Source organism: Burkholderia sp. Leaf177 (genome assembly GCF_001424345.1).
GTDB lineage: Bacteria > Pseudomonadota > Gammaproteobacteria > Burkholderiales > Burkholderiaceae > Caballeronia.
Genome location: NZ_LMPF01000020.1, coordinates 274,614 through 287,106, shown reverse-complemented (window position 1 = coordinate 287,106; position 12,493 = coordinate 274,614). Strand labels below are relative to the sequence as shown.

General features: G+C 59.2%; 12 protein-coding genes. 2 read left to right on the top strand and 10 right to left on the bottom strand.

Annotation, left to right across the window (positions count from 1 at the left end):
* Positions 1 to 11 precede the first annotated feature (11 nt).
* From hslV to ASG35_RS14925, 8 genes are all read right to left on the bottom strand, one after another.
* Positions 12 to 548: an ATP-dependent protease subunit HslV gene (gene hslV, locus ASG35_RS14965; RefSeq protein WP_056358562.1), complete on the bottom strand. Its 537-nt coding sequence runs from the start codon at positions 546 to 548 to the stop codon at positions 12 to 14.
* Positions 549 to 899: 351 nt separating this feature from the next.
* Positions 900 to 1,319 carry an RNA polymerase-binding protein DksA gene (gene dksA / locus ASG35_RS14960; RefSeq protein ID WP_056358559.1) on the bottom strand — a complete coding sequence of 140 codons (420 nt, stop codon included), beginning with the start codon at positions 1,317 to 1,319 and terminating at the stop codon, positions 900 to 902.
* 709 nt (positions 1,320 to 2,028) lie between these two features.
* The gene (locus tag ASG35_RS14950; protein ID WP_056358554.1) at positions 2,029 to 3,117 is read right to left on the bottom strand and encodes a CobW family GTP-binding protein; all 1,089 of its coding nucleotides are present in this window, start codon (positions 3,115 to 3,117) and stop codon (positions 2,029 to 2,031) included.
* A 197-nt stretch (positions 3,118 to 3,314) separates the two neighbouring features.
* Complete coding sequence (locus tag ASG35_RS14945) at positions 3,315 to 4,520, bottom strand: class I SAM-dependent rRNA methyltransferase (protein WP_056358551.1); 1,206 nt, start codon at positions 4,518 to 4,520, stop codon at positions 3,315 to 3,317.
* An 88-nt stretch (positions 4,521 to 4,608) separates the two neighbouring features.
* Complete coding sequence (gene xerC, locus ASG35_RS14940; RefSeq protein ID WP_056358548.1) at positions 4,609 to 5,529, bottom strand: tyrosine recombinase XerC; 921 nt, start codon at positions 5,527 to 5,529, stop codon at positions 4,609 to 4,611.
* Between the two features lies 1 nt (position 5,530).
* The gene (locus tag ASG35_RS14935; protein ID WP_056358911.1) at positions 5,531 to 6,250 is read right to left on the bottom strand and encodes a DUF484 family protein; all 720 of its coding nucleotides are present in this window, start codon (positions 6,248 to 6,250) and stop codon (positions 5,531 to 5,533) included.
* A gap of 29 nt (positions 6,251 to 6,279) precedes the next feature.
* On the bottom strand, positions 6,280 to 7,164 hold the full coding sequence (gene dapF / locus ASG35_RS14930) for a diaminopimelate epimerase (protein ID WP_056358909.1): 885 nt from the start codon (positions 7,162 to 7,164) through the stop codon (positions 6,280 to 6,282).
* 105 nt (positions 7,165 to 7,269) lie between these two features.
* Positions 7,270 to 8,154: a lipid A biosynthesis lauroyl acyltransferase gene (locus ASG35_RS14925; RefSeq protein ID WP_056358545.1), complete on the bottom strand. Its 885-nt coding sequence runs from the start codon at positions 8,152 to 8,154 to the stop codon at positions 7,270 to 7,272.
* 294 nt (positions 8,155 to 8,448) lie between these two features.
* On the opposite strand from ASG35_RS14925, the gene metK reads away from it, so the two are divergent.
* On the top strand, positions 8,449 to 9,636 hold the full coding sequence (gene metK / locus ASG35_RS14920) for a methionine adenosyltransferase (RefSeq protein WP_056358543.1): 1,188 nt from the start codon (positions 8,449 to 8,451) through the stop codon (positions 9,634 to 9,636).
* An 806-nt stretch (positions 9,637 to 10,442) separates the two neighbouring features.
* Positions 10,443 to 11,207: a phytanoyl-CoA dioxygenase family protein gene (locus tag ASG35_RS14915; RefSeq protein WP_056358539.1), complete on the top strand. Its 765-nt coding sequence runs from the start codon at positions 10,443 to 10,445 to the stop codon at positions 11,205 to 11,207.
* A gap of 9 nt (positions 11,208 to 11,216) precedes the next feature.
* Here ASG35_RS14915 and ASG35_RS14910 read toward each other — a convergent pair whose 3' ends face one another.
* Both ASG35_RS14910 and ASG35_RS14905 read right to left on the bottom strand, forming a co-directional pair.
* The gene (locus tag ASG35_RS14910; protein WP_056358537.1) at positions 11,217 to 11,423 is read right to left on the bottom strand and encodes a DUF3185 family protein; all 207 of its coding nucleotides are present in this window, start codon (positions 11,421 to 11,423) and stop codon (positions 11,217 to 11,219) included.
* A 74-nt stretch (positions 11,424 to 11,497) separates the two neighbouring features.
* Positions 11,498 to 12,331 carry a mechanosensitive ion channel family protein gene (locus ASG35_RS14905; RefSeq protein ID WP_082508395.1) on the bottom strand — a complete coding sequence of 278 codons (834 nt, stop codon included), beginning with the start codon at positions 12,329 to 12,331 and terminating at the stop codon, positions 11,498 to 11,500.
* Between the last annotated feature and the right edge of the window lie 162 nt (positions 12,332 to 12,493).

The window sequence follows — 12,493 nt, the reverse complement described above, 5'->3', positions numbered from 1 at the left end:
TCCTTGTCCTGTTACTCGATCGTCTCGATTACGCGATTGTGGTTCGTGTAAATGCACATGTCGCCGGCAATGGTCAGCGCCTTTTCGACGATTTCGCGTGGCGAGAGTTCGGTGTTTTCCGTCAAGGCTTGCGCCGCGGCCTGCGCGTATGCGCCGCCCGAACCGATCGCGCAAATACCGTTTTCCGGATCGAGCACGTCGCCATTGCCCGTGATAACCAGCGTGGTTTGTGCGTCGGCGGTGATCAACATGGCTTCCAGCCGACGCAACATGCGGTCGGTGCGCCAGTCCTTCGCGAGCTCAACGGCGGCGCGCGTCAGATTTCCCTGATGTTTCTCCAGCTTCGCTTCGAAGCGGTCGAGCAGCGAAAACGCATCGGCCGTACCGCCCGCGAAGCCGACGAGCACCTTGCCGCCATAGATACGGCGCACTTTCTTGGCGCCGCCTTTCATCACGATATTGCCCAGCGTCACCTGGCCGTCGCCGCCCAAGGCGACCTTGCCGTCGCGTCGCACGGAGACGATCGTCGTGCCGTGAAATTGTTCCATGTGCATTCCTTTGAAAGCTGAGGGGCGCGCTGCGCCGCCGGGGAATCCTTTGGGAACGTGAGGAGGCCGGGCGCGTGCGGCGGTGCGCTCGACGGACTCGCGTCACGTCCGCGCTACGAGAACGCGTCCAGTCCATTTTAGGGCGCGGGAGGAATTATCAAGACGCGTCGGGCGGCATCTTGCGTTCGGGGCTTTTACGGCCAATCGGCGTATGGAAAAAGCGCGGCGTGTTCATGAAAATGCGCGCAAACAAAAAGGCACACTTTCGTGTGCCTTTTGGGTGCTGGTAGATTTCGCAGTCGGCGTGTCTCCCGCCGCGACTTCAGCCGCGGCGCGTGCCGTCAACGCGCATCAGTCGCCGAACAGCTTTTGGCGCAATTCGCGTCGTTCCTGCGCTTCGAGCGAGAGCGTTGCCGTCGGCCGCGCGATCAGACGCGGAATGCCGATAGGTTCGCCGGTTTCCTCGCACCAGCCGTAATCGCCGGACTCGATGCGCGCAAGCGACTGCTGCACTTTCTTCAGCAGCTTGCGCTCGCGGTCACGGGTGCGCAGCTCGAGGGCGTGTTCTTCCTCGATCGTCGCGCGATCCGCCGGGTCCGGAACGATGACGGTTTCCCGCAGGTTTTCCGTCGTCTGGCCCGCATTCTTGAGAATATCGGCCTGCAACTGCTCCAGTCGGACCCTGAAGAACGCGAGTTGATCGTCGTTCATGTAATCCTTGTCGCCCATCTTCAGGATTTCGTCTTCGGTCAACAATCGATTCGTCGTCATCTGGCTTGCTTCTTCAATGTGGGGCGATGTCGTTCGCCATCTTCGCGGTCGCTGCCGCGCTCGCCGCCGCCGTTTTCCGGATTTCCCCGAATTCCGGCGATACTCGCCAACAACTACTCCATCCACCGTTCAGGCCAGAACGCCATCACCTTCCACGGTGCAAAACGCACGTCGCGGCCAGCCCTTGAGTTGATTTTCAAGCGAATTGGCCGCCATCCGATGTTCGGAACAACACCTACTCTGCACTTACACCTTCTTGCTGCGGTAATCAGCACGCGCGAACAAGGCCACCATCATGAGCGCGGCTGAGGGCTTACCCTCGGCGCTTCAGGCTAAACCGTTTCCCGGGCCGGTCCAGTGGGGGCTGTATTGTAACTGAATCGCAATTGCGTACCATGCTCGCGCAAAACGCTCCAACGATTCGTTCGATATCTCAAAAATATAACGCGGCGACGTTTAAAAAGCGATGGTTCTTGGGGGGTGCGAGCACATATTGCAACGGTGCCATTCGCCAAAAATCGCCGGCTGGTCGAGGCGTCGTTTGGGCGCCAAAGATTTTAGCCGTGCCGATGCTGGCATTTGGATGCATTGCGGGCGAGAAATAGCGAGAAAGGTGCCAGAAATGGGCGCTTGCGGGCTTAAACGGTCAAAAAAATGCGCGAAGCCGATGGTTGGCTTCGCGCAGGCTTGATTCAGGCGGTTAAGAGAATCAGACCAGGCAGGCAGTCAGCCCGTCGATGATCAGATCCTGCGGCAATTCGATGCCGATAAACACCATCTTGCTGTTCTTCTTTTCAATCGGTTGCCATTTTGCGGCGAGGTCGCTGCCCATCATCTGGTGCACGCCCTGAAACACAACCTTGCGATCGACGCCTTTCATATAAAGCACGCCCTTGTAGCGCAAGAGGCGTTCGCCGTAAATCTGGAGGATGCCGCCGAGAAAGTCTTCCAGCCGGTTTGGATCGAACGCACGATCGCTGCGAAACACGAACGACTTGATCTTGTCGTCGTGATGCGCGTGGTGATGATTCGCGTGGTTGTGGCCGTGCTCGTGGTCATGGCTGTGATCGTGGCCGCAAGTCGCGTGGTCGTGATCGTCGTCATGAGCGTGGTCGTGACCATGGTCGTGCGCATGATCGTGGTCATCTTCCGCGAGGAAATCCGGGTCGATTTCCAGCTTCGAATTCAGATTGAAACCGCGCAGGTCGAAGATTTCCTTGATGTCGGCAGCGCCGAAATTCACCACCTTGATGGCCGCGCGCGGGTTCATGTGCACGAGCCGATGCTTCAAGGCCTCGAGCGCGGCGGCATCGACGAGATCCGACTTCGTGATGAACAGCCGGTCAGCGAAACCCACTTGGCGCTGTACGACTTCGTGTTCGTCGAGCTGATGGTTCGCGTGCTTGGCGTCGACCAGCGTGATGATGGCGTCGAGCAGGAATGCGTCGGCGATCGCGTTGTCCATGAAGAACGTCTGCGCAACGGGACCTGGATTCGCGAGACCGGTGGTTTCGATCACCACGCGGTCGAAGTTCAGCGTGCCGGCCTTCTTGCGATCCGCCAGGTCTTCCAGCGCACGCGCCAGATCGCCGCGGATGGTGCAGCAGATGCAGCCGTTGCTCATCTGGATGATCTGCTCGTTGGTTTCCTGGACGAGGATCTCGTTGTCGATGTTTTCTTCGCCGAACTCGTTCTCGATCACGGCGATCTTCATGCCGTGCTGGTCGTTCAGGATGCGCTTGAGCAGGGTGGTTTTGCCGCTGCCCAGAAAGCCGGTCAGGATGGTAACGGGAATCATGATGGTCGCCTGTTCTCTGAAGTCAAAGGTTATTCGTGCAGCGCGATTCGGGCGGCGGAATGGCCGCAGGGTCGTTTATGTCGACCGTCAAATCACGCAGTCAGCTAATTATTTGAACATACTTGTCAAGAGGGTGCTTTGTATCGGTTCGCGTGGCAATCAACCAGAGCGTCAACCGAGCTATCAACTATGGCCGCTCATTCGATTTGCAACAATAGGCCTTTCAGGTATTCCCCTTCAGGAAACGCGGTCAAAAGCGGGTGATCGATGCCCGCGCCCAAGCGTTTCAGGATGCGCGCGTCGACTTTTGCGTCGGCGGCGGCGCCCGCGATGATCTTCTGGAACAGATCGGCGTCGATTGCGCCCGAGCACGAATACGTGAACAGCAGGCCGCCCGGGCGCAGCAGCTTGAACCCCGTGAGGTTGATGTCCTTGTAGGCACGCGCGGCCCGATCGACATGTTCCCGCGATGGCGCGAATTTCGGCGGATCGAGCACGATCAGGTCGAAGCGCTGCCCTTCCTCGTGCAATCGGCGCAAGGTTTTGAAGGCATCGGCGTCGAGCCATTCGGCGCGCGCCGGATCAAAACCGTTCGCCGTCACGTTGCGCTGCGCCAAGGCGAGCGCGTCGCCGGAAGAATCGATCGAGACGACGCGTTTTGCCCCGCCTTTCAACGCCGCAAGCGAAAAACCGCCTGTGTAGCAAAAGCAGTTGAGTACGTCGCGATCGGCGGCGTATTCCCGCACGAGCGCGCGGTTGTCGCGTTGATCGATGTAAAAGCCTGTTTTATGGCCGTGTTTTACGTCGATGTGATACCGCACGCCGCCTTCGTTTGCAATCATCAGCGCATCGGGCGGCGGCTCGCCGGCCAGCACGCCGGTAATCGGTTCGAGACCTTCCTTTTGCCGGATCGATACATCCGAGCGCTCGTACACGTTCGGGCAACCGGTTGCGCCAATCAGCGCCTTTACAATGGCGTCCTTCCACAATTCCACGCCCGTTGCCATGAACTGGCAAACGAGTTGGCCGCGCCGGGTTTCGTCGTCGGCAATGTAGTAATCCACGATCAAACCCGGCAATCCATCCGCTTCACCGAAGATCAGCCGCGTGGCGCCGGTATCGCGCACCATGGTTCGCCGATGCGCGATTGCCCGCTGGACACGCCGCTTGAAAAACGCGTGGTCGATGGGTTCGGTTTCATCAAAACTCCAGACGCGCGCGCGAATCTGCGACACCGGGCTGTACGACCCGCGAGCAAGAAAGCGCCCTTCATGCGAGCGGATCAGCACGGTCGCGCCCGGCGCGGGCTTGCCCTCCACGTGCTCTATGGCGGTTGCGTAGATCCACGGATGGCGGCGCGCAAGCGACTTGTCTTTCGCCGGTTTCAGCGTGATGGTGTTCATTCGACCTTCTTGTGAACGCGCTGACGAATACGGCGCAGCCACGCTTTGATGTTCCTGCTCAATGTAAAAGCCAGGGTGAAGCGTTGCCTTAGTCTCGCTTCTTGGCGCGAGGATGGGCCTGGTCGTAGACGCGCGCCAGATGCTGAAAATCGAGAGACGTATAAACCTGGGTCGCGGTAATGCTCGCGTGGCCGAGGAGTTCCTGCACGGCGCGAAGATCACCGCTGGATTGCAGCACGTGCGTGGCGAACGAATGCCGCAGCACGTGGGGATGCACGTTAGACGGCACGCCGGCTAGCAACGCCATGCGCTTCACGCGGTCGCGGACCACATTTGGCGTCATGCGGTTGCCACGTACCGATAAAAACAGCGCGTGTGGATCGAGCTTCACGAACTGTCCGCGCACTTCAATCCACGCGCGCAACGCGGTGATCGCCTTGCTGCCAACGGGAACCGAGCGCCGCCGGTTTCCTTTGCCGAGCACGTTCACTTCGGCGCTCGCCAGATCCAGCCATCCCGCCGACGAATATCCTTCGGATTGCACGAAATGCACGTCAATGCCGACAAGTTCGGCCAGACGCAAACCCGACGAATAGAACAGTTCGAGGATGGCGTGATCGCGCAGCGCTTCGGGGGTATCGGCGTGAGGCGCTTCCATGAGCGCGTTGGCGTCATCGACGGAAAGCGCCTTCGGCAAACTCTTCGCGCGTTTTGGCGCCCGCACGGTGGCGACAGGGTTTGCCGGCATTTCCACGCGCTCGGCGAACCACCGGTAAAACGCCCGCCAAGCCGATAACCGATGCGCAATGGAACGCGCCGAAAGTCCGCCGCCATGCGCACGGGCGACGGCGCCGCGCATGTCGGTCGCGACGAGGGATTCCAGCGCGCGGCCGTTGGCGAGCTTTTTCAGTTCGTCGAGTTCGTGCGTGTAGCCGCGCAACGTATGTTCCGATAACCGCCGCTCGTGCTCGAGCATCGATAGATAGGCGGAAATCGGATCGTCGGTCATGTCAGTGGGGCAACAAGCGGCTGAGCGCGGCGCTGCCGAGCGTGCCAATCTGCGAAAGGAAATCTGTTGCCATGCCTTCGTGGAAACGGCGTGGATCGGGCGAACCCATGACCAGCAGGCCGAACGGCGGCGCTTCGGGGCCCGCCGACGGATTGCGCAGCGCGATCAACGCGATGGACTCGGTCGTGTTCGCGGTATCGACAATGCCATCCGTGGTTGCGGATGCCACCGACACCGAGCTGGCCGAAGTCAGCCACTGCGCGGCCTCGAAACCGGTATTTGCGCCGCAGTAAGGCGTGGCCAGGCTGCCTGTAAAGGTCCGAACTTCTTCGCTGGTGGTTCTGGCGAACTCGGCCTGCGCGTAAGGCTCCGCCACGTCCCATACGCGCAGCGCCGCTTGCGGCACCTCGAAGATTTCGCAAAGGCCCGCAGGAATGGTCTTGGGCAAGGCATGCGGATCGCGTTCCGACATGACCCGGATGGTCCACCGGTGGAACTTCGCCGCGATGCTGTCATTCTCGTGCCCATAGCGCAGCAATTCGGCTAACCGGCGTTCCATTTGCTTGTTCTTGTCGCGCAGCATTTCCATTTGCCGTTCCTGCAGCGACACCGCCGATTTTCCATGCGGATTGGACAGCCGGATAGTCCCCAGCAGCTCGGCGTGCGCGGCGAAGAAATCAGGATTGGCGAGGAGATAATCGGCGACTTCTCGTTCGGTCATGGTATCGGGCAACATCGGAATCCTGGCGGTCAAACGGCTGTGGCGAGGCCGGAATGCAACTCGATCTCGCCTTCAAATACGGTGGTGGCTGGGCCGGACATGAAAAGCGCTGCGTCTGGATCGCGCGCGCCGTCCCAGGTGATGGTGAGTACGCCGCCATGCGTTTGAACCCGAACCGGAGAGTCGAGCAGGCCGCGGCGAATCCCCGCAGCAACGGCCGCGCATGCGCCGGTTCCGCAAGCAAGCGTTTCACCCGCGCCGCGCTCATAGACGCGCAGCTTGACTGCATTCCGGCTCTCGATCTGCATGAAGCCGGCATTCACGCGCTTCGGAAAACGCGCGTGATGTTCGATCAACGGTCCCTCGGTCAGCACCGGCGCGGCTTCGACGTCTGCGACGACTTGCACGGCGTGAGGATTGCCCATCGATACCGCGGAAATCCAGCGCGTTTCGTTCTGTACATTGAGCGGCCAAAGGGTATCGGCGCCTTCTGTGCGGCCTTCCAGCCCCGCGGCACTGAACGGCACGCGTGCGGGATCGAACTCCGGGCGGCCCATGTCCACCATGACGTCGCCGTTTTCCTGCATGGTCAGCACAATCACGCCTTGCAGCACTTGCACGCGAACGCTCATCTTGTTCGTAAGCCCACGGTCGCGCACAAACTTCACGAAACAGCGTGCGCCGTTGCCGCAATGTTCGACTTCGCCGCCATCGCAGTTGAAGATGCGGTACTTGAAATCCACGCCGTCGATATCCGGCTTTTCAACCAGCAGCAACTGGTCCGCGCCAACGCCGAAGTGGCGGTCCGCGAGCGCGCGCACCTGCGCTGCGTTCAACGAAAGCGGTTTTGAGTAGCCGTCGAGCACGACAAAGTCGTTACCCGCGCCGTGCATTTTGGTGAATTCGAGTTTCATGTCGCTATTGTAAGTGACGCGCAGCACGCGCATACACTAGACCGAATGGGGGATGCGTCCGGATTCTTGCAGCGATCGCGAGCTATTTCCACGATACTGAATTCGTCAATAGAAGCCCGGTTCACCCGGTGGCCGCGTTTTGAAGCGCTTGTGCACCCAATAGTACTGTTCCGGCATGAGGCGCACCTGTTCTTCGAGGAACGCGTTCATGCGGCGCGCGTCGGCGTCGTCTTCACCGGTCGGGTAGTTATCCCAGGGCTTGAACACCTTGAGCTTATAGCCCTTGTAGTTCGGCAGGACTTCGCCAATGAACGGCATGATCTGCGCATGGCCGGTTTTAGCCAGCCGGCCGACTGCGGTGAGCGTGCAGGCCTGAACGCCGAAGAACGGCACGAAGGTCGAGTTGCGCATGCCGTAGTCCATGTCGGCGCCGAGCATGACGGGTTTTCGGTCGCGCAGCCATCGCAACACGATCCGGGCGCTGTCGGCGCGGCTTGCGAGTTCGGCATCGAAACGGCCGCGCTGCTTCTTCGCCACGTCGTCGAGTGTCTTGTTCGACATGGGCTGGTACAGCGATCCGCATGTGCGGTGCAGTTCGTGGTTGATCCAGACCGACGCAGCTTCAATGGCAACGAAGTGAAAGCCGAGCAGCAAGGTAGGCGGCATGTCGGGATCGAGAAGATCGACCTCGCTTTCCACCTGGATGAGCTTGGTGAGCTTTTCCGCCGAGCCGAACCATTGCACGCTGCGCTCCACATAACTGCGGATTGCGTGCCGGAAATGCTTTTGCGCCACTTCTTCGCGGCGCTCGAGCGTCCACTCCGGGAAGCAAAGGCTCAAGTTGATATGCACGATCCGTTTCCGATGACTCGGAATCTGATAAAGCAGCCAGCCGAGGGCATCGCCGAAGCGAGCCGTGATGCCGTATGGAACGAGGGCAAGCAGTTTCAGCAAACCGACCGCGAGTGCGACCCCGATGCGACCTAACATGTGACGCTCCCGAGGATCTTGAAAGCAGGTTTTTTGTTGTACCGGGAAGTGTTCCGGGCGCTGAATGAATGAGGGTTTATCTTGGTCGGCAACAAACGGTCGGCTCTGTGACAAATTAGAGAAGTCGCTATAATAAAACCTTCGCCGAGTTAATGGACAACTTGCGGGGCGAAGCCGGAACGTGCTTGACGGTGCGTTTCGGACCATGTTTTCCGCTAAAGCGTCGCCGCTTCAGACTCCAAACGAAGTCGGCTACGTGAGCAACCTATCCGTATCTAATTTGGAGTCTGAAGCGTGTCAAACAATTACTTCTTTACCTCTGAATCCGTCTCTGAAGGCCACCCGGACAAGGTCGCTGACCAGATTTCGGACGCCATCCTCGACGCCATCCTGGCTGAGGACAAATATTCGCGCGTAGCGGCTGAAACGCTTTGCAACACCGGTCTGGTCGTTCTGGCAGGCGAAATCACCACGCAAGCGAACGTCGACTACATTCAGATCGCGCGCGACACCATTAAGCGCATTGGTTACGACAACACGGATTACGGCATTGATTACCGTGGTTGCGCGGTGCTCGTGGCGTACGACAAACAGTCGCGGGATATTGCGCAAGGCGTTGATGCCGCGCACGACGATAACCTCGACCAGGGCGCCGGCGACCAAGGCCTGATGTTCGGCTACGCCTGCGACGAAACGCCCGAGTTGATGCCGCTTCCCATTCACCTTTCGCATCGTCTGGTCGAGCGTCAGGCGAACATGCGTCGCGACGGCCGCCTGAACTGGCTGCGTCCCGATGCAAAGTCGCAAGTCACCGTGCGTTATGTAGATGGCAAGGCGCATAGCATCGACACGGTCGTGCTCTCCACGCAGCACGCGCCGGACATCGAATTGAAGGCGCTGCGCGAAGCCGTGATCGAAGAGATCATCAAGCCGGTTCTGCCAGCCGAGCTGATCAAGGGCGACATCAAGTTCCTGGTGAACCCGACCGGACGTTTCGTGATCGGCGGTCCGCAAGGCGATTGCGGTTTGACTGGCCGCAAGATCATTGTCGATACATACGGCGGCGCGGCGCCCCACGGCGGCGGTGCGTTTTCGGGCAAGGATCCGTCGAAGGTCGACCGTTCGGCCGCCTACGCCGGGCGCTATGTCGCGAAGAACATCGTGGCGGCCGGGTTGGCTTCACGCTGCCTGATTCAGGTGTCGTACGCCATTGGCGTGGCGCGCCCGACGTCGGTCATGGTGAACACGTTCGGTACCGGACGCGTTTCGGACGCGAAGATTCAGGAACTCGTGCTCGAGCATTTCGATCTGCGTCCGAAGGGCATCATCCAGATGCTCGATCTGCTGCGTCCCATCTATGAAAAGTCCGCGGCATACGGTCACTTCGGCCGCGAAGAGCCGGAATTCACATGGGAAGCCACCGATAAGGCATTGTTGCTGGCTGAGGCAGCCGGTACGGAGCCGGTAACCGAAACGGCGTGAGTTTTCGCGTATTAAAAAGCCCGCCCGGCGCAAATAGCGCCTAGCGGGCTTTTTTGTTTTGTAGCGACTACTTAGCGGAAATCAGCGGGCGGAAAACGCAAACCACTCGGTGCTTGCAGCGAGCCTGCGCGGGCGCCGGCTCGATGGTTTATTAACGCTCGGTAATGTTGGCGCTTTCGAAACACGCGCGCGTAGTTGCGCCGGTTTTCGTAATAAAGCTTTGAGCGCAGTTTGGCGCGATGCCGCCCTCAGCCGCAGATTTGAAAAGAAACCGTGAAACCACGATCGGATTCCATCTACGGGATTCGAATTCCTGAATTTTCCCGCAAGTAATTGCGTACGCGCCGAATGGTGGCGCAAAGCGCGGACGACCTGTCGTCCAGCGGGGCGTGCGGCGCGAGCGGCAGCACGAGTAAGACGATTGGCGAAGCGGATATTCATGGATCTCACAAGCTTGAGTTGCCTAAGGCATTGACCCGACAGTAGTCGCGTCAAAAAAAGCGTTCAATAGTTTGAGCTGTTGAACACAAGATAAGTTGCGAACTGAATCGAGTACTTATTTAATAGATTCTGATCGAAGGGATTTTCGATGTGCGCTCTCAATGCGCCGGAGATTATCGAAGAATTGTTACTGCCGGAAGTCGGCACTTCTCGCAGACCGATCTGACGTTTCCCATCTGCGCACCAATGCGCTGATCCGTCCCCGGGGATTTACAATCGATGCATTCGCCCTAGATTTGCCGCTGCGCTTACGGTTTGCTTTTAACCATGCAAGGCCGGCAAAGTGCATTTCCCTGTGAGCCGATATGTCGAATCAATCGAAGTTGGAACAAGTCCGCGAGCTGCGGGAAACTGGTTATGTCGTGGTGCCCGGGCTCGTCACGCCGGAACGTTGTGAAGCCATGCGCCACGTCGCGCGCCAGAATCTGGAGCACGCTATCGCGCCGGTGGAATTTGAAGCCGACTTGCAATATCCCGGCGCGCCAAACTCGAAGGACGCACCTGGCGGGCATACCGTTCGCAGATTGCTTGATGCATACAATCGTGATCCGCGCTTCGCCGAATGGGCGACCTCGCCCGACGTGCGCGGCTGGATGGAAATCTACTTCGGCGAGACGCCCGTACTTTCGCGCGCGCACCACAATTGCGTGATGACGAAGCATCCGGCATACGGCAGCCTGACCGGGTGGCATCGTGATGTGAGGTACTGGAATTTCGAGCGTGATGACCTGGTTTCGGCATGGGTTGCGCTCGGCGATGAAACCGTGGAAAACGGCGGCCTGTGGTTCGTGCCAATGTCTCACAAGCTGCCGTTCACATCGGAGCGTTTCGACGACGCCAAGTTCTTCCGCTCCGACCTGCCGGAGAACGCGGCGCTGATTCACAGCGCGGTATCGCCGAAATTGAATGCCGGCGACGTGGTGTTTTTCCACTGCAACACGCTGCATTCCGCCGGCAAGAATCTCACCGATGCAGTCAAGTTTTCGCTCGTGTACACATATCGCGGCACGAGCAACCTGCCATTGCCGGGGACACGGTCGGCATCGAAAGAAGACGTGCCGTTGGTCTAGCCTTCAGGCTTATCGGCGCTTCCCTGGAATCGCCAGGCCAATGAGCCCGGCGAGCATGGCGACCATGCCGCCAGCGATCAACCAGATCGTCTTGTTCGTCGGCGATCCGGTGAAAAAGCGCGACACGTCGTTGCTCAGGGAATGGAACGACTGTCCGCCAAAATAAAGCAGCACGACGCCGCCCACGATCAGCGCAATGGATATCGCCTTGGTCATATAAGTCTCGTCTATGTCTGGAACGAAAGCTTATTCATCCAGGCTGAGCGCGTCCAGCATCAAAACAATGGGTTTCACGCAGGCGCGTTTCCGGACGGCGCGGCTGGCGATTGTGATGGCAACTCGGCAGGCTTGATTCCGGGCTTGATCTGACGCAGCAAGTCGGCCTGCAGATTCTGGTAATCGGTCCGGTTCGTCCAGACGCCTATATTCAGCTTCACGCCGGTATCGGTGTATTCGGAAACGGCGATCCACGGTTTCGTTTTTTCATCGTTGATGATTCGCGGATCCGTTTCCACGATCCGACGCAGCGAAGCCAGCGATTCCTCGATGTTCTGATCCTCCGGAATGACCACGTTCAGCACCACGCGCCGACGATCGTTCGCGGTGAAGTTCGTAACCGGATTCGCCCAGATCGTGCTGTTCGGTACGAACATGATGACGCCATCGCTTTTGGTCAGCCGTGTTGTGAAGAGGCCGATTTCATTGACGGTACCAGCCGTTGCCCCGGCGCCTTCTATGTAATCGCCCACTCTGAACGGTCGCAGCAACAGCAACATCAAACCGGCGGCAATGTTCTGCAGCGTGCCTTGCAACGCCAGGCCAATCGCCAATCCCGCCGCGCCGAGCACGGTCAGGATGCTCGCCGCGGCCACGCCGAACTTGCCCAGCGCGGCGACGATCGCGATCACGCGAATGGCCCATTGCACGAGGCTCGCCATTACCGGCGTGAACGTGGCGTCGGCATTCGTGCGGCTGAGCGCGCGCTTGACGGCGTTGGCGACGCGGTTTGAAATCCACCAGCCGACCAGCAATATCAGTATGGCCATCAACAGGTCGATGCCAAACGATACGCCCGATGTCATCAGGAAGTTGTAGACGGGGCGTAGTTTGTCGAGCGGGTCCATGCACTTCTCCTTGTTCTAGTAAGGAGGGTTGGGCTCATGAGGCCGGTAATTCGTTCCCTTCGCGTTCCCTTCGCGTTCGCTGCGTTGGCCATCCGGCCGAGGTCCCGAATATCGGGATAGCCTTGAAGTCTTTCGGGTCAAGGCTGACACGACTTCCCGCGA